12 protein-coding genes are annotated in these 25,511 nt (G+C 72.1%); 5 read left to right on the top strand and 7 right to left on the bottom strand.

Features of this window, described 5'->3' with window-relative positions; genetic code table 11:
• Positions 1–19 precede the first annotated feature (19 nt).
• The 3 genes from ACIQE0_RS24335 to ACIQE0_RS24325 form a co-directional block, all read right to left on the bottom strand.
• Complete coding sequence (locus ACIQE0_RS24335; protein ID WP_366329753.1) at positions 20–793, bottom strand: GAP family protein; 774 nt, start codon at positions 791–793, stop codon at positions 20–22.
• A 273-nt stretch (positions 794–1,066) separates the two neighbouring features.
• Positions 1,067–1,375 carry a hypothetical protein gene (locus tag ACIQE0_RS24330; RefSeq protein ID WP_366329752.1) on the bottom strand — a complete coding sequence of 103 codons (309 nt, stop codon included), beginning with the start codon at positions 1,373–1,375 and terminating at the stop codon, positions 1,067–1,069.
• Between the two features lie 231 nt (positions 1,376–1,606).
• Positions 1,607–4,894, bottom strand: a complete 3,288-nt coding sequence (locus ACIQE0_RS24325; RefSeq protein WP_402335801.1) for an ATP-binding protein — start codon at positions 4,892–4,894, stop codon at positions 1,607–1,609.
• A 146-nt stretch (positions 4,895–5,040) separates the two neighbouring features.
• On the opposite strand from ACIQE0_RS24325, the gene ACIQE0_RS24320 reads away from it, so the two are divergent.
• The 3 genes from ACIQE0_RS24320 to ACIQE0_RS24310 all read left to right on the top strand — a co-directional run bounded on the left by ACIQE0_RS24320 (position 5,041) and on the right by ACIQE0_RS24310 (position 9,361).
• Entirely contained in the window at positions 5,041–6,564 is a 1,524-nt protein-coding gene (locus tag ACIQE0_RS24320) for an FAD-dependent oxidoreductase (RefSeq protein ID WP_402335798.1), read from the top strand.
• A 61-nt stretch (positions 6,565–6,625) separates the two neighbouring features.
• Positions 6,626–7,288: an SGNH/GDSL hydrolase family protein gene (locus ACIQE0_RS24315; protein ID WP_402335796.1), complete on the top strand. Its 663-nt coding sequence runs from the start codon at positions 6,626–6,628 to the stop codon at positions 7,286–7,288.
• 528 nt (positions 7,289–7,816) lie between these two features.
• Positions 7,817–9,361, top strand: coding sequence for an FMN-binding glutamate synthase family protein (locus ACIQE0_RS24310; protein WP_366329748.1), 1,545 nt, complete (start codon positions 7,817–7,819; stop codon positions 9,359–9,361).
• Positions 9,362–9,470: 109 nt separating this feature from the next.
• Here the strand turns inward: ACIQE0_RS24310 and ACIQE0_RS24305 are convergent, their stop codons facing one another.
• Positions 9,471–10,451 (bottom strand): AraC family transcriptional regulator, encoded by a 981-nt coding sequence (locus ACIQE0_RS24305; RefSeq protein WP_402335793.1) that lies wholly within the window; start codon positions 10,449–10,451, stop codon positions 9,471–9,473.
• A gap of 508 nt (positions 10,452–10,959) precedes the next feature.
• Here ACIQE0_RS24305 and ACIQE0_RS24300 point away from each other — a divergent pair.
• On the top strand, positions 10,960–12,180 hold the full coding sequence (locus tag ACIQE0_RS24300; protein ID WP_402335790.1) for a styrene monooxygenase/indole monooxygenase family protein: 1,221 nt from the start codon (positions 10,960–10,962) through the stop codon (positions 12,178–12,180).
• A gap of 79 nt (positions 12,181–12,259) precedes the next feature.
• On the top strand, positions 12,260–13,984 hold the full coding sequence (locus ACIQE0_RS24295; protein ID WP_402335788.1) for a styrene monooxygenase/indole monooxygenase family protein: 1,725 nt from the start codon (positions 12,260–12,262) through the stop codon (positions 13,982–13,984).
• A gap of 61 nt (positions 13,985–14,045) precedes the next feature.
• On the opposite strand, the gene ACIQE0_RS24290 is transcribed toward ACIQE0_RS24295, so the two are convergent.
• From ACIQE0_RS24290 to ACIQE0_RS24280, 3 genes are all read right to left on the bottom strand, one after another.
• Positions 14,046–15,437 (bottom strand): hypothetical protein, encoded by a 1,392-nt coding sequence (locus ACIQE0_RS24290; RefSeq protein ID WP_402335785.1) that lies wholly within the window; start codon positions 15,435–15,437, stop codon positions 14,046–14,048.
• 376 nt (positions 15,438–15,813) lie between these two features.
• Positions 15,814–23,382: an amino acid adenylation domain-containing protein gene (locus ACIQE0_RS24285; protein WP_402335783.1), complete on the bottom strand. Its 7,569-nt coding sequence runs from the start codon at positions 23,380–23,382 to the stop codon at positions 15,814–15,816.
• The coding region (locus ACIQE0_RS24280) for a condensation domain-containing protein (RefSeq protein ID WP_402335780.1) at positions 23,379–25,511 on the bottom strand (2,133 nt) is incomplete at its 5' end. The genes ACIQE0_RS24285 and ACIQE0_RS24280, both read right to left, overlap by 4 nt.

Genomic DNA, 25,511 nt, shown 5'->3' with positions numbered 1-25,511 from the left:
GGGTGCGCGACGGCGGTCGTCAGGAGGCGAGGATGCTGATGCCGTCGCCGAGCAGTTTGAGGCCGAGGACGAAGGAGAGGGCGGCCATCACGGCGGCGTTGTGCTGGGCGGCCCAGTTTCGCCAGTTGCCGAGGACGTGCTGGGCCCGCTCTCCCATGAACAGGTAGACGGCCAGCGGTGCGAGGACCCCGACCGAGGCGACGAGCACGAAGACGGCGAGGGTTCCGGCCTGCTGGGGCACGGGGATTCCGGCCGCGCTGATGGACGCACCCGCGGCGAGGGTGAGGGGAGCGTTCTTGGCGTTGGCCGCCGACAGCGCCACGCCCAGTCCGAGGGTCTTGGGTGGGGTGAAGCGGTCGATCGCGGCCATCCACTTCGGGAGCTGTGCCTGGGAGGGGTCGGTGGGGCGGTGGCGCCATTGCCGGGCGCCGAGGAGTGCCAGCAGCAGGCCGAGGGCGAGTTTGAGGGCTCCTACCCAGGTGGCGGGGTGCTTGTGGTCGGAGGCGCTGCCCGAGCCGCCCACGGCCAGCATGATCGTTCCCAGTGCCGCCAGTCCCAGGATCCAGCCGAGGGCGAAGAGGAGGCCGTTGAGACGTCCGCGTGGGGTGGCCAGGATGAGGATGATCGCCACGATGGGCAGCGGGCTGACCGCGACACCGGCGGCCAGGCCGAGTACGTCGCCCACGGCGTGACCCACGGTGACCTCCGGGCAGATGGGGTGCAGGCGGCCGGTGCCGGCGCTGCGCCGGTCGGCTCCGGCGGACCGTGCGCGGTGCACAGCTGGGCTGCCCATCGCGTAGTCCCTCGCCCATCGTCGGTGGAGAGCGGTGGCGTGGCGCGCGGCCGCCGTCGAACGGGTGAGGAGGTGGCGTAGGGAGAGCCGTCGTGGCGGTTGCGGCGCGCGGTCGGGCGGCGGGGACGCCTGTGGCGGAGGCGAGAGGAAGGCGGTTCCGTGCGGAGACGAAGAAGCCCCCGTCGGACGACGAGGGCGTCTTGCGTTCTGTATGCCAGAGAACCCCATCCGGGGCCGGCGGGCGTCTACTTGCCGGCTACTGGGGCGAGTTGCCTACTCCACCGCGTACAGCAGCCGGTACTCGGCGCCCTCCGCCCTGAAGCGCAGGCTGCGTTCGCCAGGAGTGTCCGTGATCCACTGCTGCCCGAGCCCGCCGTCCCCGCCCGAGGCGCCGGCCTCCCCGAGGCAGACGGCAATCGTCCCCGTGAAGTCGCAGTCGTACTTGACGGTGAACATCCGGTCTCCCAGCACCCTGCCGTTCCACACGGTGCCGCGATCCTGGACGACCAGCCTCCGTTCATCGAAGCCGCTCCAGCCCTCGGTGGTGACGCACTTGAGCTTCTCCAGATACAACTTGGCCATACCGTCTCCTGCGCAGGATCCTTCTCGACACTTCACATCCTGCCGAGCCCAGATAAACGATCTCTAAATGACCTGGCGCGCTATTCGCCGTACAAGTGATGTTCCGCCCGAAGCGGGCGAGAGCGGTGGGGTGTGGGACTCCTGAGCGTCCTGCACGATCCTGTCGCTGTGGGTGGGGCCGTTGTTGCGGTGACGGTCACGGGTGGTCTTCTTACCCCTCGCGCCGTGGGCTCACGCCCGCCGTGCCGGAGCATCGCCCGGTTCGGGAAGTGGGGCGGACGGCGCCGCACAGCGCAGTCGGGCCGGATCGGTCCGGGTCAGGGCCGCCGGTGGGTCCAGTTGCCAGCCGGTCTCGTACGCCTCGGTGAAGCGCTCCTCGCCCAGTGCGAGCCGGCTGCGGCTGCTCAGCGCCCGGACCTGCGGGTCGGTGCGGTCGTGGGCGCCCCGCAGGCGGGCCGCCGCGCCGAGCAGTCCGGCGACGTCCCGGTGCCGCCCGTGGAGCGCGGCGAGTCCGGCCACGGTCACCGCCACCATCGCGACGAACGGCATGTCCCCGCTGTCGATCGCCGTCGCGTGCGCCCGGTCCAGTGCCTCCTCGGCGCCGGGCCCGTCGCCGAGTGCGAGACAGAGTGCGCCCCGCACCGTGGCGACCAGCGCCCGTCCGTGGGCGCCGACGGCCGGGAGCAGCAGGGAGAGCCCGGCCTCGGCGGACTCGACCAACTCGCAGGCCCGGTCGAGGTCGCCGGTCCGCATCCGCAGACCGGCCTCCCGTGCGTCGAGCACGATCGCCAGCTCGGGTGAGGCCGAGCGCTGCGCGCGCTCGCGGGCCGCGGCGACCAACTTCCGCGCCCGCGCGCTCTCGTCGAGCCGTTCGTGCACATCGATGCGGCGCAGGTCGATGAAGATCTCGTCGTCGAGGCTGAGCGACCCGAACGTGCGGGCCAGGCGTTTGGCCTCGTTCAGGTCGGCCAGTGCTCCGTCGAGGTCGCCGTCGTACTGCCGCAGCAGTGCGCGCAGCGGCAGTGTCTTGGCCAGGGCCCAGCGGTCGCCTGCTCGGTCGAAGCATTCCAGGGCGGCGGGGATGTCGCTGCGTACCTGATCGAGGTGGGCCTCGTTCTCGGCGAAGTGGGCGCGGAACATGTGGGCCAGCCCGGCCAGCCACACGTCCGGTCCGTCGATCAGCCGCTGGATGATCGACGACGGCGCGTCGTCCTTGTCCTGGGAGGCCAGCCTGATCGCGAGCAGGGCGCCGCCGCAGCCCGGCAACTCCGGGTGGCTGCGCAGGCGGTCGGTGAGCCGACGCAGCTCCCCGCGCCGCTTCGCGGTCGCGTCGATGGCCGGTGTGCTCGGGGCGGCGAGGAAGTTGAGCAGCAGCATCCCCTCGGCGATGTCGCGCTCCACGCTCGGCTGCCCGGCCGGCAACGCGACCGCCTCGCCGAGCCAGTAGGCGGCGTCGACGTGCCGGCCGAGCATGCGCCAGCACCAGATCAGGTTGACCGCGAGCCCGATCGCGCGGTCGGCGTCGCCGGTGTCGGAGAGGTGGCGCAGTGCGGCGAGCACGTTGTCGTACTCGGCGTGCAGCACGTGGAGTGCGTCGAGCTGGTGCGGGCCGCGCAGCAACAGGTCCTGGCGGGCGACCAGTTCGGCGCAGTGGCGGGCGGCCAGGTCCCGTACGTCGGTGAGGGTGCCCTGCTCGGTCAGGCGCTCCAGGCCGTACTCGCGGATCGTCTCCAGCATCCGGTATCGGCCGGTGTCCGGTGCGAGGTGCAGCAACGACCGGTCGACCAGGCCCGCGAGCAGCTCCCGGATCTCACCGGCCGGTACCGCGGTGCCTGCACAGACCGCGGTGGCCGAGGCCGGTGTGACACCACCGGGCAGCACCGCGATCCGCTCCGCGACCGTCCGCGCGTCCGCGCCGAGCAGGTCCCAGCTCCACGCGATGACCGCGTGGAGTGTGCGGTGCCGTGGGGCGGCGGTCCGGCTGCCGGTGGTCAGCAGGCGGAACCGGTCGGAGAGCCCGGCGGCCAGATCGGACAGCGAGAAGGTGCGCAGGCGGGCCGCGGCCAGTTCCAGCGCGAGCGGCAGGCCGTCCAGGCTGCGCACGATGCGCAGCACGTCGGCGAGGTGGTGCGCGTCGACGTCGAACCCGGGCCGCACGGCCGCCGCGCGCTCGCTGAACAGCAGCACCGACGCCGTCCGGCGGGCCTGTTCGACGTCCGCGTGCGGTGCGGGCAGGGGCAGCGGGCCGAGCGGGACGAGGGCCTCGCCGTCGATCGCCAGCGGCTCCCGGCTGGTGGCCAGTACCCGCAGCCCGGCGCAGCGGGCCAGCAGCGCCGAGACCAGGTGCGCCACGGCGTCGACGAGGTGCTCGCAGTTGTCCACCACGAGCAGGCTCTCCCGGCCGCCCAACTGGTCGGTCAGGACGCCCAGTTCGCCGATCGGGTCGCCGCGCAGCTTGGCGGAGGCCTCGAAGAGTGCCGAGCCGCGCAGCCCGATCGCGGCCAGCAGCGCCGCGCCGACCTTGGTGGGCTCGGTGACGGAGGCGAGGTCGATCATCCAGGTGCCGTCGCGGTAGGCGGACAGGTGGCGGCGGGCGGCCTCGACGGCGAGGCGGGTCTTGCCGGCGCCGCCGGGACCGACCACGGTGACCAGGCGTCCGGCCGTGAGCAGCGTGTCGATCCGGGCGAGGTCGTCGTCGCGGCCGATGAAGCGGGTCAGCGGCGTGGGCAGGTTGCTCGGCCTGGTCCGCGCGATGTCGGGGGCGGGCCGGTCGGCGCGCAGCAGGCGCAGGTGGCGTGCGCGCAAGGCGGTGCCGGGGTCGGTGCCGAGGTCGTCGGCCAGGGTCGCGCGGACCTGCTCGTACCGGGCGAGGGCCTCGGCCTGGCGCCCCTGGGCGGCGAGTGCGTCCATGAGCAGCGCGGCGGCGCGTTCGTGGACGGGGTGCTCGGTGAGCAGGGCGGTCAGGCGGGCGGCGGCCGTCTCGGCGTGCCCCAGTGCCAGTTCGGCGTCGGCGAGGTCGGCGGCGGCCTCGATCGAGGCGTGGGCCAGCCGGGTCGCGGCGGCGGGCGCCACGCCGGCGATGATCGCAGGCTCGGCGCCGGGGTGGCCGCCCCACAGCGCCACGGCCGCTCCGAGGAGGGGCGCCGCCGCCTGCGGGTCGCCGGCACGCAGGCGGCGGTGGCCGTCCGCGGCGAGCCGCTCGAATCGCAGCGCGTCCACGTCGGCGGCGTCCACGGCCAGTCGGTAGCCGCCCGCGAGCTGTGCGACGTCGGCGGCCGAGCCGAGGGTTCGGCGCAGCCGTGAGACGAGGGCCTGCAGGGCGTGGGCGGGGCCGGTCGGCGGGTTCTCGGCCCAGATCGCGTCGACCAGGACCCCTTGTTCGACCGGGCGTCCGCCGGCGAGCGCCAGCCGTGCGAGAAGGGCTTGCAGGCGGGCGCCGGGAACGGGCAGGACGGTGTCGCCGCGCGATGCCGCGAAGGCGCCGAGCAGCGTGAGGCGAAGCCGCGCGCCCCCGTTCATTCCCCCATCTTCGCGTACGCGCCGTCGGGTTCTCACATCAGGGCGGCGTCGGTGCGCTCCCGTGTCAGCGCCGTGTGAGCCCGGTGTGAGCGGTCCCCAGCAGCCTTGGCGCGTCACAGAGTTCCGTGTTCGGAAGGGGATTTCCCATGCATGACGTGGTGATCGTGGGTGCTGGCCCGGTCGGTCTTTTCCTTGCCTGCGAGTTGGGGGTCGCGGGCTGCTCGGTCGTGGTGCTGGAGCGGGAGTCGGAGCCCGGTTCGCCGTGGCGGGCGAACCCGCTCGGTATGCGGGGGTTGTTCGGCTCGTCGCTCCAGGCGTTCCACCGCCGCGGGATGCTGCATCCGCTGCTGGCGGCGTCGGGTGCCGACGACGCACTCGGCGTGGATCTCGACGCGGACGGGCCGGCCCCCCTTCGCGGCGGCCTGGGGCATTTCGCCGGCATGGTGCTCGACCCGGCCGATGTCGATCTCGCCGCGCTGCCGTTCCGACTGCCCACCCTGGCGCCGGACGTCATGTTGACCGACCTCGCGGCGATCGAGACGGTGTTGTCCGAGCGGGCGTCCAAGCTCGGTGTGGAGATCAGGCGTGGCGTCACCGTCTCCGGCGTCGCGCAGGACGACGAGGGCGTGGTGGTGCGAGCCGGTGAGCAGGAGTACGCGGCACGCTGGGTCGTCGGCTGCGACGGCGGGCGCAGCGTGGTGCGTCGGCTCGCCGGCTTCGAATTCGTCGGCAGCGAGCCGCGGTTCACCGGCTACACCATGGTCGCCTCCCTCGACGATCCCGAGAAGCTCCGCCCGGGGATCAACCTGACGCCGACCGGTATGTACCTCCGGATGCCTACGGAAGGGCATATCGGCGCGATGGACTTCGACGGCGGTGCGTTCGACCGTTCGCAGCCGCCGACCCGCGATCATCTGCAGGCGGTGCTGCGCCGCGTGTCCGGTACCGACGTGACGCTGAACGCAGTCCACCTCGCGTCGAGCTTCACCGATCGGGCGATGCAGACGACGACCTACCGGCGGCGACGCGTCCTGCTTGCGGGCGACGCCGCGCATATCCACTCCCCCCTCGGCGGACAAGGGCTCAACACCGGACTGGGCGACGCCCTGAATCTGGGGTGGAAGCTCGCGGCGACGGTGCGCGGCCACGCGCCGGACGGCCTTCTCGACACCTACACCCGTGAACGCCACCCGGTCGGCGCGCGGGTGCTCGACTGGTCCCGCGCCCAGGTGGCAGCGATGTCGCCGGACCCGCACGGCCATGCCCTCCAAGGAGTGCTCCGCGACCTGTTCGGGACCCGGGACGGGACGACCTACGCGTTCGGGAGGCTCTCGGGCTCGTCGGTCCGCCACGATCTCGGCAGCGATCAGCCGCTGGTCGGCCGGACCGCTCCGGACTTCCGTCTGGAGGACGGTACGTGCCTGGCCGACCTGATGCACGACGGCCGCGGCGTCGTGCTCGATTTCAGCGCCGACCGCCGTCTGCGGGCTGCGGCAAGGCGGTGGCAGCGCCGGCTGCGTTACGCGGCCGGGACGGCCAGGAACGACCTGGGGCTGGGTGCCGTGCTCGTCCGGCCGGACGGCGTCGTCGCCTGGGCCGGCGAGCGCGACTTCGGCCGGAAGGCGTTCGAGGGGGCCGCCGGCGCGTGGTTCGGCATCGCGGAATCCTGAGCCGCTGCCCTGTTCCCCGGCGAACCTTCTCCTCCCCCAACCCGCGTTTCAAGGAGTACAGATGACGATCACCCTCCGCCCGGGAGCCACCGTGATGTTCACCGGGGATTCGATCACCGACAGCCGGCGGCTGGAGAGTGAGGACGGCCTCGGGTTCGGCTACCCGCTGCGGGTCGCGGGCGAGTGGGGCCTCCGGCACCCGGGCCGGCCGGTGACCTGGCTGAACACCGGGACCGGGGGCCACAAGGTGAGCGATCTGGAAGGCCGTTGGCAGGCGGATGTGCTCGACGCGCGCCCGGACGTGGTGTCGATCCTCGTCGGCGTCAACGACATGGGCTGGCACACGATCGACCCGGACGGCCAGGTGATCCCGGCGGAGGATTTCGCGGCAGGTTACGACCGGCTGCTCGCGCCGCTGGCCGAGGCGGGCACGGAGTTGATCCTCATCGAGCCGTTCCTCCTGCCGGTCAGTGGCACCGTCGAGGCCGGTCACGCGCAGATCGACGATGCGGTCCGCAAGGAGTGGCGGGCCGATCTGGACCCGAAGATCCAGGTCGTGCGCGAGCTCGCCCGCGCATACGGCGCGCACCTGCTCGCCGCGGACGGCATGTTCGCCGAACTCGCCGCGGGGTGTGGGCCGGAGCACTGGTCTGCGGACGGCGTGCATCCGACGCCGGCCGGTCACGCCGCACTCGCGGAGGCCTGGCTGCGCCTGGTGGCGTGACCGTGCCTCGCGGTCGTCCGCGCCACCGGTGATCGGAGGGTGCTTCGCCGGTCGGTCCGTTGTTGCCGCGGTCGGGGAAGAGCCTCAAGGCCCAACAGGTGCTCGGCCAGGCTCCGTTCCTCCCCGCAGGCACAGCCGTCCGCCGTCGCCTCGTCAACGCGACTGTCGGCCAGGCCACTTGAGCGAGGCCGGTAGGCGACTCCTCCGCCGAGCGACGCTGCCTGGTGCCGGCGCCAGGCAGCGTGGCGTGCGGAACAGCGGACGGTGAATCTTCCGCGCAGCGGATACGGTCAGCACCGTGCGCGGTCCGTTCCGACGTGCTGGGATCAACCCCCGACGGGACGACTGTCGCACCCGGCGACCCTGACCCCTCATGTGTCCGGGCGAGCCCCTACTATCGTTGCGCGTTCTCCGACGGACGCTGACGCCTGCTTGGTTGGTTGTGCCTGCCGCACAACGCCCGATACGACACGACACGACGACTCCGCCGCGTGGCGATGGAGTCGAGCATCGAGGAGAGGAACGTTCATGCGCGCCCGGAGCATCGCCACGGCCACCGCAACAGCATTGGCCCTGGTGGCCGCCCGTGACCTTGTCCAGAAGAAGCACGCACTGCTCCGGAACTTCCCGGTGCTCGGGCACGCCCGGTACCTGTTGGAGACGATCGGTCCTGAGCTGCGGCAGTACATCGTGACCTCCAACGACGAGGAGCGCCCGTTCAGCCGTGACCAGCGCACCTGGATCTATGCGTCGGCGAAGGGGGAGAACAACTACTTCGGGTTCGGAACCGACAACGACGTCGAGCACATGCAGGGGCACGCCTACCTGAAGCAGCGCACGTTCGCCGGCGCGCTGCCCGACCTGCACGACCCGCAGTCCCCGCTGCCCTCGGCCAAGGTGCTGGGCGGGCCGCGCGGGCGGGCCAAGGCGTTCCGGCCGGCGAGCGTGGTGAACATCTCGGCGATGAGCTTCGGATCGCTCTCCGGCGCGGCGATCACGGCGCTCAACAAGGGTGCGGCGCTGGCCGGCACGATGCAGAACACGGGTGAGGGCGGCCTCTCCCCGTACCACCGCAACGGCGGGGACCTCATCCTCCAGATCGGGACGTCGTACTTCGGCTGCCGCAACGAGGACGGCACCTTCAACCTCGACAAGCTCAAGGATGTGGTCGCCGGGGCCCCGGTCAAGGCGATAGAGATCAAGCTCTCCCAGGGCGCCAAGCCCGGGCTGGGCGGGATGCTGCCGGGTGCGAAGGTGACCCCGGAGATCGCCGAGATCCGCGGTATCCCGGTCGGCGAGGACTGCGCCTCCCCCTCGCGGCACACCGCGTTCCACGATGTCGACTCGATGCTCGACTTCGTCGAACTGCTCGCCACCGAGACCGGTCTGCCGGTCGGGATCAAGAGCGCGGTGGGCGAGATGGGCTTCTGGCAGGAGCTGGCCACGCTGATGGCGCGTGGTGACCGTGGTGTCGACTTCGTGACCATCGACGGCGGTGAGGGCGGCACCGGTGCGGCGCCGCTGACCTTCAGCGACTCGGTGTCGCTGCCCTTCCGGATGGGCTTCTCCCGGGTCTACGGGACGTTCGCCGAGCTGGGGCTGACCGACGACCTGACCTTCATCGCCTCCGGCAAGCTCGGCCTGCCGGAGAACGCCGCGGTCGCCTTCGCTCTGGGTGCCGACATGATCAATGTGGCGCGCGAGGCGATGCTGTCGATCGGCTGCATCCAGGCGCAGAAGTGCCACACCGACAAGTGCCCCACCGGCGTCGCCACCCAGAACGCGTGGCTGGCGCGCGGCCTCGACCCGGCCTCGAAGGCCACCCGGGCCGCCGTCTATCTGCGCACCCTGCGCAAGGAGCTGCTGAAGGTCTCGGCGGCCGTCGGCGTTGCCCACCCGGCGCTCATCACGGCCGACGACATCGAGATCATGAACGGCGACTACGAGGCCCGCACCCTCGCCGGCGTCTACGGCTACAAGGACGGCTGGGGCGAGCTCAGCCCGCACCTCGCCCAGGAGATCACCGCACTGCTCACCGCCAAGCCGGCCGCCGAGCAGGAGCCGACCGACTGAGGCACCGCACGGTCCCCTCGCGCGTCAGCAAGCAGCCGGCGCGCGAGAGGATCGCAATGCAGGGGATCGGCATGCCGCGCCGGGCCCCTCTCGGGAGTCCGGATGTCCCCTACGCCCGCAGCGTCTCCGAAGGCGACTCCCCGAACTGTCCGCGGTACGCGAGCGAGAAGCGGCCCGGGTGCAGGAAGCCCCAGCGGGATGCGACGGCGGTGACGGTCGTGGTGCCCGGGTCGGAGGCCAGGAGTTCCTTGCGTATGCGGTCCAGGCGGACCTCGCGCAGGTACGCGAGGGGTGTCGTGTCGAGGTGCCGGCGGAAGCCCTCCTGGAGGGCCCGTACGCCGACGCCGACGTATTCCGCGATCTCCGGGACCGTGAGCGGCTCGGCGGCGTGTCCCTCGATGACCTCCATGGCGCGGCGGACGGCGGGCGGGGCCACGCGCGGCTGCTCGCCGAGCAGCGCCGGCGTGTAGTTGTGGGGCTGGGCCATCAACAGCTGGGTCATGAGGAGCGATTCGAGCTGTCTTGTCACCAGGGGCTGGTTTGTCATGCCGTCAGACCCCTCCGCCTCCCGGCGCATGAGGTCGACGATGTTGAGCCAGGAGCGGGCGCCGGGCGTGGTGAGGTTCATGCCGAGCGAGAAGAAGATCGGGCGGCGCACGGTGCGGCCGAGCAGGCTGCCCAGGTGCGCTTCCAGGGCCGCGCGGTCGAGCCACACGATCAGTTGCGGATTGCCGGCACCCCAGCGCATGTCCACCTTTCCGGTCGGAGAGGGGACGGAGGCGAGTTCGGGGGTGGAGATGATCTCCTCCCGGCCGCAGGCTATTTCGGCGTGGCCGGCGAGCGGTATCTGGACGAGGAAGAAGTTCTCCAGGTCGCCCGGTGTGATCCGGACTTCCGTTCCGTAATCGAGGTAGTACAGACCCGTGCGGTCGAAGGGTGTGCCGTGCAGCCGGGCGTCGAGCGTCGCCGAGCGCTGCATGATGCGCAGCTCATGCGGGCAGAAGGCGCGGCCGACCTCGGCCCGCGCCTCCCAAATGTCCGTTGTATGGAACCGCTGGTGGTTTGCGAGCGGGTGCTCTTCAGCGGGCATGTGAACCTCCACCGCCGAGATGCGCGATCGGGACAGCGACCCGCGTGATCCGGATAGCGGAGACGATCTTGCCATACCAAGGTTGATTCCCCACCGCCGCGGACCCGAGAAGAAATCAGGGAATCAACGATGCAGGGAGTGCCGGGCCGGACCGCGCTCGTCAGAAGCGGAGTCGCGCTCAGCGGACAGCCTGTCGCATGCGCGCTGCGTGTGCGCGGCGCGACCGAAGCGGCGAGAGCCGCCGGGGCCGAACCCCCGCACATCGCGGCGCCCTTGCCTGCGCTGCCCCGGCTCGCCGATTCGTCCGGGCCCCGTTAGCCGGCCGGGTGACCCAGGGCCAATCCCCCGGTCCTGGGTCACCCAGCTTCCCGCGGCTGCCCGCCGGCCCCCCTCCGGCGGGCAGCCGCATTCCATCCAACCGCCCTCACGTCGCGGAAACGCCGTTCAGCGCACGGCACTGCACGGCACCGCTCAATACCGCGCAACCCAACCCCCGGAGGCCCCTCTCATGCGCAAGATCACCATCGTCGGAGCCGGCCAGGCCGGCCTCCAGCTCGGTGTCGGTCTGATCGACCACGGTTATGACGTCACCATCGTCTCCAACCGCACCGGAGACCAGATCCGCGAGGGCCGGGTCATGTCCAGCCAGGCCATGTTCGGCACCGCGCTGGCCCACGAGCGCAGCCTCGGCCTCGACTTCTGGGGCGATGCCTGTCCGCCGATCGCCGGGCTCGGTGTGAACATCGCCGACGGACAGGGCGGCCGGGCGCTCTCCTTCAACGCCCGCCTTGAGGCCACCGCCCGCTCCATCGACCAGCGCGTGAAGATGCCGCTCTGGATGGGTGAGTTCGCGCGCCGCGGTGGCCGTCTGGACCTCCGCGAGGCCGGCGTCGGGGACCTGGAGCGCTACGCCGCCGAGTCCGACCTGGTGATCATCGCGGCCGGCAAGGGCGAGATCGCCGGGCTCTTCGAGCGGGACGCCGAGCGTTCCCCGTACAACGCCCCGCAGCGCGCGCTGGCCCTGGCGTACGTCAACGGCATGGCGCCGCTGCCCGACCGCCCCGGCGTCAGCTTCAACGTCATCCCCGGTGTGGGCGAGTACTTCACCATGCCCAGCCTCACCACCAGCGGCCCCTGCGACATCATGTTCTTCGAGGGCATCCCGGGTGGGCCGCTCGACTGCTTCGACGGGCTCACCCCCGACCAGCAGCTGGCGAAGTTCCAGGAGCTGCTGCGGACGTACGTGCCGTGGGAGGCCGAGCGCTGCACCCGGGTCACGCTCACCGACTGGAACGGCACCCTCGCGGGCCGCTTCGCGCCGACCGTCCGCAAGCCCGTCGCCACGCTGCCCTCGGGCGCGCAGGTGCTCGGCCTCGCCGACGTCGTCGTCCTCAACGACCCGGTCACCGGCCAGGGGTCCAACAACGCCTCGAAGTGCGCGGCCTCCTACCTCGCCACGATCCTGGACCACGGCGAGCGTCCGTACGACGCCGCGTTCATGGAGCTGGCCTTCGGCCGCTTCTGGGACAACGCGCAGGCCGCCACGGCCTGGACCAACGCGATGCTCGGTGCCCCGCCGCAGCACGTCCTGGAGCTCTTCGGCGCGGCGAGTGCCAACTCCCGTGTCGCCGCCCGCTTCGTCAACGGCTTCGACGACCCGCGCGACTTCTTCCACTGGTTCATGGACCCGGTCGCGGCGAAGAACTACCTGGCCGAGGTCACTGCCTGAGCGGTCGCCGGTAGGTAGCTCCACAGCAACCTGACGACACGTCAGCGATACACACGCAACGAGAGCAGGACAGCAGTACATGAGAAGGATCGCGGTGATCGGAGCCGGGCAGGCGGGGGCCCAACTCGCCCTGGGACTCCAGGCGCACGGCTATGACGTCACCCTGGTCACCGACCGCAGCCCCGACGAGATTCGTCGCGGCCCGGTCATGTCCAGCCAGTGCATGTTCGACACCGCGCTGCAGAGCGAGCGCGAACTCGGGCTGCACCACTGGGAGGACCAGGCCCCGGACATCTCCGGCATCGCGCTCTCTCTCATCGGTCCGCACGGCACTCCGGACGTCTCCTGGCGTGCGCCGTTGGAGGGCCCCGCGCGCTCCGTCGACCAGCGGGTCAAGTGTGCCGCGTGGATCGAGCAGTTCGCGGAGGGTGGCCGCGGCGAGCTCGTGCTGCACGAGGCGGGCGTCAACGACCTTGAGTGGTACGCCCGTACGCACGATCTCGTCGTGGTCTCCACCGGCAAGGGCGAGCTGAGCCGACTCTTCCCGCGCAACTCCGAACTCTCCCCGTACGACCGGCCGCGCCGTGCGCTGGCTCTGACGTACGTCACGGGAGCGGCGCCGCGGGAGGGGGAGGCCGCCGTCCACTACCGCATGGTCCCCGGCGTCGGCGAGTACTTCTCCTTCCCGGCCCTCACCACCACCGGGCCCTGCGACATCATGGTCTTCGAAGGCGTCCCCGGCGGTCCGATGGACTGCTGGGACGACGTCCGCACGCCCGAAGGCCATCTCACCCGCTCACTGGAGATCCTGCACCGGTTCTTCCCCGACGAATACGAGCGCTGCCGGCACGCCCGGCTCACCGACAGCGGCGGCGTGTTGCGCGGCAGGCTCACCCCGACCGTCCGGCACCCCGTCGCCCGCCTGGCCTCCGGCCGGCATGTCCTCGGTATGGCCGACGCCGTCGTCCTCAACGACCCGATCACCGGCCAGGGTTCGAACAACGCGGCCCAGGCCGCGAGCCACTACCTCGACAGCATCCTCCGCCACGGCAGCGCCGCCTTCACCCCGCAGTGGATGCAGCGCACCTTCGACAACTTCTGGCGCGGCTGGGCGCAATGGGCCGTCGGCTGGACCAACTCCCTGCTGACGGAGCTGAGTCAGCACCACCGCGACCTGCTGACGGCGGCGGCCGAGATCCCCGCGGTCGCGGGCGCCCTCGCCGCCGGGTTCGACGACCCGCGCACCCTCTACCGCTGGTGGTTCGAGGAGGCCGAGGCGCACCGCTTCCTCGCCGAGAAGCGCGCCCAGCACGCCGCCCGCTTCGACGGCCGCGAACTGCGCCGCGCACTGGGCCAGTACGCCACCGGCGTGACCGTGGTGACGGCCCGTGCCCCCGACGGCCGCAACGTCGGCATGACCGCGAACTCCTTCACCTCCGTCTCGATGAATCCGCCCCTCGTCCTGTGGTGCCCCGGCAAGAACAGCCCGAGCCTCCCGGACTTCACCGACGCCTCACACTTCGCCGTCCACGTACTGGCCGCCGACCAGCACCATCTCTCCCGCCAGTTCGCCACCCCGGCCGACGACAAGTTCCGCGGGACCTCCACCACCCCCGGCATCGCCGGCACCCCCCTGCTGGACGGTGTGGTCGCCCGCTTCCAATGTCGCACCGTCCAGCGCGTCGACGCCGGCGACCACATCATCTTCCTCGGCGAGGTCGAGGAGTACGAGGCCGACGGCGGCACCCCTCTGGTGTTCCACTCGGGCTACTACCACGTGGCGACGAAGCATCCGGATCTGTGAACGGGCATGCGGATCCGCTCCGTTCTCCGCCAGTCCGGCTGGTGAACGCACGGGGCCGGTGCTACAGGCGCGAGTCGATCCATTCGCGTACGTCGCGGCGGATGAGCAGTGTGGTGGCCACGGGCATGCCCACGACGCCCAGCACCAGCAGGACCAGGCCGAGGGAGAACAGCCAGTAGAGCCCCTGCTGCGCCATCACCAACGCCAGGCCGGCCAAGGGGAGGAACATCAGCCAGCCCTGCGGGGAGAGCGCCAGCGACACCACGAGCGCCAGGAGGAAGACGGGGAAGGCGACGCCTTGGAGGCGGGCCACCGTGACGGCGTAGGGCCCGCCGCGCCACGTCCGGTACGCGAACGCGGCCACCACGGCCGCCCACAACCAGAGCGGCCAGCCCGTGAGCAGGAGGTCGAGGACGGTGTTGTGGCCGGCGGCGGGCAGGTCGCCGGAAGGGGTGGCGAGGGAGGGAGAAAGGCCACCGGCGGGAGCGTGGGAACGGCCGCCGAGGGCGCCGACGGCGAAGACGGACCACACCAGCGGGCCCAGCCAGAACGCGGCGAGCAGCGGCACGCTCAGTTTCACCGCCCACGGGCGCGGCGTCGTGGGCGGGACCCGTGCCGGCACCCCGGCTCGCCGGTAGACCTCCTGGAGGGCGCGTGGCAGCGCCCGCTGCGTGCGACGGGAGAGGCCGATCAGGGGGAACCTGCCGTCCAGCATTTCCCAGTGCGGTGTCCAGTCACCGTCGAACCAGATCGCGGCACGGACGTAGCGCCCCCGCAGGAGGCGGTGTCGCACCCGTGCCGGCGGGTAGTGGGGCAGCCCGTTGGGGAAATGATCCCCCAACGCCTCGCGGAAGTGCTCGTACTGGCGCCGGTCGCGGCTGACGAGGAGGACCAGGCGGGCGGGTTCGTCGCGTCCCACCACCTGGTCGACCTCCCAGGCCAGGCTCCGTCCCGCCCCGGTGACCAGCAGGACGAGCGCGGCGTGGTCGAGCGCGGCGAGCACCTCGTCCTGCCAGGTCGCGTCCGAGGCGTAGCTGCGCTCGGCGCCGAGCCGCGGCAGCCGGTCGGACGGGCGCCCGAGCGCGACCATCCGCCCGAACGGCGCGACCGCGCGGGCGACTTGGTCCTCCTCGGTGCGCAGATGGGCGGGCGTCGGCAGCATGGAGGTGAACAGCAGGCGGAACCACCGCAGTGCGGCCACCTGGGAGAAACCGTCGTCGTCCTTGAACGACCGGAGGAACAACACGATCCGCTCGTCCGCCGGGAGCCCCTGGAGACCGGTCAGGACGGGCGTCAGATGCTGTCGTCCCCGCAACACCGACCACACCCCGGCCACCACCAGCACCACACCGGCCGCCAGTTGCCCCCATGCCGCCCAGACCGGTGCGATCCCGTAGTGGACCCCCAGGAGCGCGCTGCCCAGCGTCAGTGCGATCCAGCCCAGGGTGCTCAATCGTCTGCCCTGCGGCGGTGATTGCTCGATATCGGCTGCTTGCCGGGGCGGGCGGGTCGGTCGGGGAGGAGTCGTTCCCTCAGGGTGGCGTGATTCCGGCATCTCGCTCCATCGGATCGAGTCGGTGCTCACTGGCCTTGCGCACTCTCCTTTCCACGGTAGCGCCGGGAGGGTGCGCGGGTGGGGGCTTCGGGGAATCGACGTGCGCGGCGCGCCACGTGCCGGAACGTCCCCGTGGCAGCCAGTCGTCATCAACCTTGTGCTTCGGTCGGGAGCGTGAGCTGCCCCTCGACCTGCTGGGTGCGGGTCGAGGGGCAGCTCACGGACCTGCCTGCGCCGAGTGCGTGGCCGTGCCGGGCGGGCGTGCCGGGTCGGTTCAGCGGTCCTGGGCGGGGGTGGGGAGGAATCCCGTGCCGGTGAAGTACGTCAGGTAGGCCCGTACGGTCTCGTCGGTGAGGGGTGGGAGGTGGACTCCCGTTGCCGCGGCCGTGCGGTGGGTGCGGGAGGAGTCGAAGGTCCGGCGTGTGCGGCGGGGTCCGCCCTCCGCTTCGCCGGCCGTTCCCTGACCGCCGGGGCCGCCGAGGAAGAGCTGGGCGGCGTTGTCCGGTTGGTCGGCCACCAGCTTGCGCCAGTGGTCGAGCGGCACCGGTCGCACCGTGTGGCCCAGTGTGGCCGCTGCCCGGAACACCTGGGAGAGCATGGGTGGTTCGGGGTGGGTGAGATGGAAGGTCGTCGGTTCCTGGTCGGCCTGGTTCGCCGGCGGGTGTTGGTTGCCGGCGAGGGTGACGATGGCCGCGCTCACGTAGTCCACCGGTATCCAGTCGGTCGAGTCGTCGGCTCCCTCGGGGACCGCCTGTGCCTGGAGGCAGCCCTTGATGTACTGCCACAGCAGGTCGCGGTCCTGGCAGGCGCCCGTGTGCGTGGCGCCGGAGATGCGCGCGGGGCGGTAGACGGTGACCGGGATTCCGCGGCGCTGCGCGATGCGCACGAGCTCCTCGGCGACCCACTTGCTCTGCGCGTAGCCGTCGGGCAGTTCGTGCACGGGGCCGGTGGCGGACGCTTCCGTGAGGGGGCGGCCGTCGGCGGTGTGCGGTGCGTACACGCCGGTGGTCGAGATGTGGTGCATGCCGCCCGACTCCGATGCGGCGGCGATCCGCAGGAGTTCCTCGGTGCCCCTGACGTTGGCCGCGCGGAGTTCGGTGTACGGGGCGGCGAAGTTGACCCTGGCGCCGTTGTGGTAGACGGCGCCGACCCGCTTGCGCAGTGCCCGGTGTTGCCTGTCGGACAGGCCCAGGCCCGGTGCGGCCAGGTCGCCGGGCAGCGGATGGATCAGGTCGCTGTAGTGGTCCTTCCACAACCCGTACCGCTCCAGGCCGGATCGCAGCCGGTGGGCTCCCTCGGCGGTGTCGCGGGCCCGGACCAGGCAGTCCACCGGGGCTCCCGTCGACTCCAGCAGATCGCGGAGCAGGAACGCTCCGAGGAAGCCGGAGGCGCCGGTCAGCAACGGGCGGCGGCCGCCTGCGGGTTCGCCGGGCGTGGGCCCGAGTGCCCGGGTGATGTCCGGTGCCAGGCGCACGTCCTGTCGCGGATCGGGGCCGGGGGCGTCCGCGGCGCCGCCGTCCGGTTCGTCCAGGAGGCGCCGTACGCCGTCCGGGGTGGGTGCGGTGAACAGGGCACGCATCGACAGGCGTACGCCGAGCCGGTCCTCGATGCGCTGGGCCAGCTTGACCGCGAGCAGGGAGTGCCCGCCGGCCTCGAAGAAGTCGTCGTCGAGGCCCATGCCGGGCACGCCGAGGACTTCGGCGAACACCGCGCACAGCAGCTTCTCCTGCTCGGTGTCCGGCGCGCGTCCGGTGCCTGTGCCCGTGGCCGGGCCGGGGGCGGGCAGTCCGCGGCGGTCGGTCTTCCCGTTCGGGGTGAGGGGCAGGGCGTCGAGTACGACGAACGCGGAGGGCACCATGTGCTCCGGCAGCTGCGCGCGGAGTGCCTGGCGCATCCGGGCGGTCGCCGTCTCCCGCTGTCCGTCGGCGGGAACGGCGTAGGCCACCAGGCGCCGGTCGCCCGGCCGGTCCTCCCGGACGAGGGCGCAGGCGGCGGTGATGCCGGGGACCGCGGTCAACGCCGCCTCGATCTCGCCGAGTTCGATGCGGAAGCCCCGTAGCTTGACCTGGTCGTCGGCGCGGGAGAGGTATTCGAGTTCGCCCCGGTCGTTCCAGCGGACGAGGTCGCCCGTGCGGTACATGCGTCCGCCGGTGCGACTGAAGGGGTCGGGGACGAACCGGGCGGCGGTCAGGCCCGGCTGGTGCAGATAGCCGCGGGCCAGTCCGTCGCCGGCGACGTACAGTTCCCCGATCACTCCCGGCGGCACCAACTCCAGTGCGTCGTCGAGCACATACGCCTGTGCGTGGTGTACGGGGACGCCGATCGGTACCCGGTGGGTCGGCCCTTGCGGGGCGGTCGGTGGCTGGAAGTCGCTCATGGTGGCGCAGACCGTGGTCTCGGTCGGTCCGTAGGCGTTGGCCAGTCGCCGGCCGTCGGCCCACCGGGCGACCAGCGCCGGTGGGCACGCCTCGCCGGCGAGCACCAGGGTGGTGCCGGCCGGGATGCCCTCGTTCTGCGGCATGACGGCGAGGGCGGCCGGCGGGAGGGTCAGGTGGGTGATGCCGCGTTCCGCGAGGAGGCCGGCGAGCGGGGGTCCGGGCACCAGTTGTGCGGGGTCCGCGATCTCCAGGCAGGCGCCGGTCAGCAGTCCCATGCAGAGGTCCCAGAACGCCGCGTCGAAGCTGATCGACGCCATCTGCAGCACGCGGCTGGCGGAGGTGAGGCCGAGCCTTTCGGTCTGCGTACGGACCATCGCGCCGACGCCCTGGTGGGTGACGACGACGCCCTTGGGCCGGCCGGTGGAGCCGGAGGTGTAGATGACGTAGGCGGGGTGCGTGGGCAGGGGGCCGGTGCGCGGGTCTGCGGTGTGGCCGGTGGACCAGGCGGCAGTGTCGTCCAGTGCCAGGCAGCGGGCGGTGGTGGGCAGTTCGGCGCGGAGGGAGGCGGTGGTGATGACGAAGGACGGTGCGGCGTCGTCGAGCATGAAGGCGATGCGGGCGGGCGGGTATGCGGGGTCCAGCGGCAGGTAGGCCGCTCCTGCCTTGAGCACCGCCAGTATCGCGACGATCAGGTCGGTCGACCGGGGCAGTGCGAGGGCCACCAGGTCCTCGGGGCCGATGCCGTGTCCGGACAGGTGGTGGGCGAGGTCGTTGGCACGGGCGTTGAGTTGCGCGTAGGTCAGGGTGCCCGTCGTGTCGCGTACTGCCTGGGCGTCGGGGGTTCGCGTCACCTGCTCCGCGAAGAGCTCCGGCACCGTGGAGGCCGGCAGGTAGGCGGCGGGGCCGCGCCCCCACTCCCCCAGCATCCGCGACCGCTCCTGGGCGGTGAGCAGGTCGTAGCCGCGGACGGGAAGGTCGGCGTCGGCGACGACCGCGGAGAGCAGGCGGTGGAGCCGGTGGGCGAGTCGGTGCACGGTCCCGGGGTCGAACAGCTCGGTGGAGTACTCCAGGTGGGCGTCGATGCCCGCGGCGGTACCCGACGCGTCCCGCGTCTCGGTGAAGCTGAACGTCAGGTCGAACTTGCTGATGCCCGTGTGCACGGGCTGACCGGTCGCGGTGAGTCCGGGCAGCTCGATGTCTGCCGTCGCCTGGTTCTGCAGCACCAGCATCACCTGGAACAGCGGATGGTGGTCCTGGGACCGTGCCGGGTTGAGTGCCTCCACCAGGCGCTCGAACGGCACGTCCTGATGCGCGAAGGCGGTCAGGTCGAACTCCCGCACGCGGTCGAGGAGTTCGCGGAAGGTGGGATCGCCCGACAGGTCCGTGCGCAGGACCAGGGTGTTGACGAAGAACCCGACCAGGTCGTCCAGGGCCTCGTCGCTCCGGCCGGCCACCGCGGTGCCGAGTGGGATGTCCTCGCCGGCACCGTGCCGGGACAGCAGGACCGACACCGCCGCCTGCACCACCATGAACAGGGTGCAGCCCGAGGCGCGCGCCAACTCCACGAGCCCTTGGTGGGTGTCCTGGTCCAGGCGGAAGAAGTGCGCCTCGCCCCGGTGGTCGGTCACGGCGGGCCGCGGCCGGTCCCACGGCAGCGTCAGTGCCTCCGGCACGCCTGCCAGCGCCCGGCGCCAGAAGTCCAGTTGGCGGGCCGTCAGGCTCTCGGGGTCGGACTCCTCACCCAGTATGCGCCGCTGCCACAGCGCGTAGTCGGCGTACTGCACCGGCAGCGGCGACCAGTCGGGAGCCCTGCCCTCGGCGCGCGCCCGGTAGGCGGCGCCCAGGTCCCGGGCCAGCGGCGCCAGCGACCAGCCGTCGCCGGCGATGTGGTGCAGCGCCAGTACCGCCACGTGGCTCTCCGCGCCCAGCCGCAGCAGGCGTGCGCGCAGCGGTACTTGGGCCTCCACGTCGATCGGCTCGGTCACCGCGGCGGTGATCCGGGCGGGCAGGTCGGGCTCCTCGACGTCGTCGACGGTCAGCGTGAACCGGGCCTGGGCCGGGTCGAGGACCAGCTGCTCGGGTTCGCCGTCGTGCTGGGGGTACACGGTCCGCAGCGCCTCGTGGCGCTCGATGACGTCGTCCAGCGCCGCACCGAGGGCGGCAATGTCCAGCGGGCCGTCCAGTCGTAGCACCAGCGGGATGTTGTAGGTGGCGCCGGGTCCGTCCAGCCTGCCCAGGAACCACAGGCGTTGCTGGGCGAAGGACAGCGGCAGTCTCGCCGGGCGCTGCGCGGGCACGAGGGCGTCCCGTGCGGTGCCCGCGTCGTCGAGGGCCGCGGCCAGTTGCGCGACGGTGGGGCGCTCGAAGAGCGTGCGCACTTCGAGTTCCACGCCGAGGGCGGTGCGGATGCGGCTGACCAGGCGGGTGGCCAGCAGGGAGTGTCCGCCGAGCGCGAAGAAGCTGTCGTCGACACCGACGCGGCCGATGCCGAGCACGTCGGCGAACAGGTCGGCGAGCAGTTCTTCCTGCACGGTGCGCGGGGCGCGTCCGCCGCCCTCCGCCGTGTGCCGGGGTGCCGGCAGGGCCCGGCGGTCGAGTTTGCCGTTGGGGGTCAGCGGCAGTGCGTCCAGCACGACGAACGCCGAGGGGACCAGATAGCCGGGCAGGGTGCGGCCCAGCTGCTCCGCCAGTGCCTCCGCGGAGGTCGTCGCGCCGTTCGCGGCCACGGCGTAGGCCACCAGCCGCCGGTCGCCGGGGGTGTCCTCGCGGACGACGGCGCAGGCGGCCGCCACGGTCGGCAGGGCGGTGAGCGCGGCTTCGATCTCGCCGGGTTCGATGCGGTGGCCGCGGAGTTTGACCTGGTCGTCGGCGCGGGAGAGGTAGACGAGTCGGCCGGCCTCGTCCCATCGCACGAGGTCGCCGGTGCGGTACATCCGCTCGCCCGACGCGTCGAAGGGATCGGCCACGAAGCGCGCGGCCGTCAGGTCGGGGCGGCCCACATATCCGCGGGCCACGCCCGGTCCGGCGAGGTACAGCTCGCCCACCACGCCCGTGGGCACCGGTCGCAGCCGGGCGTCGAGGACGTAGCACCGCATCCCGTCCAGCGGCCTGCCGATGGGCGGGACCCGGTGCTCCGCGATCGGCTGCGACGGCACCTCGTACCGCGTCGCGAACGTCGTCGTCTCCGTCGGCCCGTAGGCGTTGACGAACGTCGTCTGCGGGCAGGCGGTCGCCGCGCGTTGCAGGACGCCCGCTGCCGCCGCCTCGCCGCCGGTCGCCACCAGGCGCACGGTCTCGAACAGGTGCGGATCGCTGTCGGCGACGAGGTTGAACAGGGAGGTGGTCAGGAAGAGCGCGGTGATCTTCTCGGCGGCCAGGATGCGGCCGAGGCGCTCGGGGTCGAGCGGGCCGTCAGGGGCGACGACGACCGTTCCGCCGTTGAGCAGCGGGACCCAGATCTCACAGGTCGAGGCGTCGAAGACATAAGTGGAGTGCAGGAGGACCGCGTCGGCTGCGCCGTGCCACACGGCATCGGCCGTAAGCGCCGCCACGTCGGCGTGGGTGACGCCGATGGCCTTGGGCTCGCCGGTGGAGCCGGAGGTGAACATCACGTACGCCAGCCGCGCGGCATCGGTCGGGCCAGGCATGCTTCCCGGCCCGACGGGTGCGCCGTCGAGGACGCGGCCGTCGGTGTCCACCACGACGACCGGAAGGGTGCCGCGGGCCTCGGCCACCCAGGGGTGGCCGGCGAGGTCCGCCGCGACGACGAGTGCGCGCAGACCGGCCGAGGCGGATATCCGGCGCAGTCTCCCGACCGGCCAGCGGTCGTCCAGCGGTACGTACGCGCCGCCGGCCCGGACCGCGGCCAGCGAGGCCGTCACCAGTGCGGCCGAGCGGCCGACCAGCACGCCGACTCCGTCCTCAGCGGCCAGGCCCAGACCGGTCAGGCACCGTGCCAGGGCACCGGAGAGTTCATCCAACTCTCCGTAGGACAGGGCACGTTCGCCCTGCCTGACCGCCACCGCGTCCGGGTCCGACGCCACCCGGGCGGCGAACAGCTCCGGCAGGCCGGCCCGCGGCACACCGGCCTGCAGGGGTGCGCCCCTCCCCTGGTCCAGCAGGCGTGCGTGCTCGCCGTCGAGCAGCACCGACCGGGCGGCGAGAGGTTGCTCCAGGTCATCGGCGCAGTTCTCCAGCAGCAGCCGCAGCCGCTCGGCCATCAGCCGTACGGCCTTGGAGGTGAAGGCGTCCGTGCGATGGCCGAAGGTGATTCGCAGATCGTCGCCCGGCGCGATGGTGAGGGTGAGCGGATAGTGCGCCGCGTCGGTGCCGCGGAAGCCGGTGACCCGAAGGCCGGGGAGGCCCTCCTGGGCCTGCCGCAGCGCTTCCGCGTCCATGGGGTAGTTCTCGAACACGGCGAGGGTGTCGAAGAGGTCGTCCAGGCCGGTCAGGGCGCGGATCTCGGTCAGGCCGAGGTACTGGGAGCCCAGGAGTCGGGCCTGCTCGTCCTGCATCCGGTGCAGCAGTGTCGCCAGGGTGTCGTCGGGGCGGATGGCGACGCGGACCGGAATCGTGTTGATGAACAGGCCGACCATGGTCTCGACCCCGGGGATCTCCGGCGGCCGGCCCGAGACGGTGGTGCCGAACAACACGTCGTCCTGTCCGGTCAGTTGGTGCAGCAGGACGCCCCAGGCGCCCTGTACCAGCGTGTTGAGCGTCAGGCGGTGCCGGCGGGCCGTCTCCCGCAGCCGGGCGGTGGTGGCCGCGCCCAGGTTCAGCACCAGCTGTTCGGGCAGCTCTCCCGAGGACGCGGAGGCCGGTTTCTCCCCGGCCAGCAGGGTCGGCTGTGCCACTCCGGCGAGCGCCGCGCGCCAGGCGTCGGCCGCGGCGGTCCGGTCCTGGCCGGCGAGCCAGGCGAGGTAGCCCCGGTAGGGGGCGACGCGCGGCATCGCGCCGCCGTCCCCGCCGCGCGCGTAGAGCTCGAAGAGTTCCCGTACCAGCAGCGGCATCGACCAGCCGTCGAGGAGAAGGTGATGGTTCGTCATCACCAGGTGGTACCGGTGGTGTCCCATCCGGATCAGGGTGAAGCGCATCAGGGGCGGTTCGGAGAGGTCGAACCGCCGTGTGCGGTCGGCGGCCAGGAACGCGGCGAGCCGCTCGGCGCGCCCGGCCTCGTCGCCGGTGCCGAAGTCGAGTTCCTCGAAGACCGGCGGGACGTCCACGGCGACGGCCTGGACCGGCTCGTCGAGGTCCTCGTAGAGGAAGCCCACCCGCAGGTTCGCGTGCCGGCGCAGCAGTCCCTTCACGGACGCGTACAGCACCGCCGCGTCGACGGGTCCTTCGAGGTCGAAGACGAACTGCGCGGTGTAGACGTCCACCGCCTCGGAGTCGTACACGGCATGGAACAGCATGCCTGCCTGCAGCGGTGTCAACGGCAGGACGTCCTGCAGCTGGAACCCGGTCACTTGCGTCCACCCCACTTGTTCTGCAGCTTGTTCTGCAGCTTGTTCTGCAGTCGATCGATCTGAGCCTGGTTGAGCGAGACCAACGGAAGGTCGGAGGGCGTGTAGCCGCCGGCGTCGGGTGCCTGGGCGTGTTCCGCGACGGCGCGCAGCGCCCGCAGCCAGCCTTCGGCGAGTTCCTCGACGTCCTCCTCCTTGAGCAGATCCGTCGGCCAGGTCCAGCCGGCGACCAGTTGCGGCCCCTCCGGCAGGTCCTTGGTGTAGGCGTTGATGTCCAGCACGTGATGCGCCGGCATGTCAGGGTCCTGGCTGCGCGGTCCGCCCCCGTCGAAGAGCAGCTGCCAGTCCCCGGTGCCGCCCGCCGCCGACGAACCGGCGTAGCGGCCCAGGTAGTTGAAGCCGATCTGCGGCGTCACGGCGTCCCTGAGCAGGTCGCGGGTGCGCGGGTTGAGATGACGCAGCAGGCCGTAGCCGATGCCGTGGTCCGGGACGGCCCGCAGCTGTTCCTTGACCCGTTTGAGCGCACGGTCGACGAGCGGGGCGTCGAACGCCCGCGCCTCGTACCGGCTCACCGGCCCCGGGTCGAGCCGCACCGGGTACATGCTGGTGAACCAGCCGACGGTACGGGACAGGTCGATGTTCTCGGCGATCTGCTCGCGGCCGTGCCCCTCCAGATCGAGCAGCACGGCGGAGCCGCCCGCGCTCCCGCGCTCGGCACGCCATCCGGTGATCGCCAGCGCCAGGCCGGTGAGCAGCACGTCGTTGATGCCCGCGTGGAACGCGGTCGGCACGGTGGTCAGCAGCGGCGATGTCCACTGGGCGGGCAGGGTGACCGTCAGCGTCCGCACGCCGTCGGCGGTGTCCCGGTCCGGGTCGAGCGGTCGGTAGCCCCACTGCGGGTCCTCGGTGCGCAGGATCTCCTGCCAGAACGGCAGTTCCGCGGTGCGCTCGGCGCTCCGCGCCTCGGCCACCAGCAGCTCCGCCCATCTGCGGTAGGAGGTGCGCACCGGCGGCAGGAGCGCGGGGTCGCCCGCCGCGCCGGCGGTGACCACATGCCAGGCCGCGGCCAGGTCGGCGGTGAGGGTGCGCCAGGAGACGGCGTCGATCGCGAGGTGGTGGACGACGAGCAGCAGCCGGCCGGGCCGGTCGGACCCCGCGTCGTACCAGACGGCCTCCAGCACACCGCCGGTGCCGGGCCGTAGCCGCAGGCGGGCGGCCTCCGCGGCCTCGGCGACCAGCGCATCCGTCCGGGCGCCGGTGAGCCCGGCGATGTCGACCCGCGTCAGCCGCGTGCGGGCGCTCACCGCGCCCTGCGGCAGCACTTCGAGACCGGGCCGTCCCCCGGGTGTCGCCGTCACCCGGAGCCGCAGCATGTCGTGGTGGTCCAGGAGCAGTTGGAGCGCCGCGGCGATATCGCTCTCGGTTGCCCCGGCCGGTGCGCGCAGCACGCTCGACTGGTTGTAACCGTCGAACGTGCCGGGCCGGTCGAGGAACCAGGCGGCGATGGGGGTGAGCGGCACCTCGCCGATGCCCGGGGTGGTCGCGGCCTCCGGCTCGGCGCCCAGCGGCACGGCGGCCGACGCGATCGCGGCCACGGTGCGGTGGACGAAGACATCGCGCGGTGTGATGACCAGTCCCTCGTTGCGGGCCCTGCTCACGACCTGGATCGACAGGATGCTGTCACCGCCGAGGGCGAAGAAGTCGTCGTCGACACCGACCTCCGGGATGCCGAGTGTCTCGGCGACCACGGCGCACAGGATCCGTTCCTCGTCGGTACGCCGTGCCTGGCCACCGGCTCGGTGGGTGTCCGATTCGGGGGCGGGCAGGGCCCGGCGGTCTACCTTGCCGTTGGGCAGCAGCGGCAATGCGTCGAGGACGACGAACGCGGCCGGAATCATGTACTCCGGCAATACCGTCGTAAGGCTCCGACGCAGCTCGCCGGCGTCCAACTCCTGCCCGGCATCGGCCACCAGGTACGCGGCCAGGCGTTTGTCGCCCGGTCGGTCCTCGCGGATGAGCGCACGGGCCGCGGCCACTCCCGGGAGTGCCGTCAGCGCACTCTCGACCTCGCCCAACTCGATCCGATAGCCCCGCAACTTGACCTGGTCATCGGAACGCCCCAGATACTCAAG

Origin of the sequence: Streptomyces sp. NPDC093097 (assembly GCF_044754325.1) — a bacterium.
In the GTDB taxonomy this organism is placed as follows: Bacteria; Actinomycetota; Actinomycetes; order Streptomycetales; family Streptomycetaceae; genus Streptomyces.
This window is presented reverse-complemented; position numbering and strand designations above follow the sequence as displayed.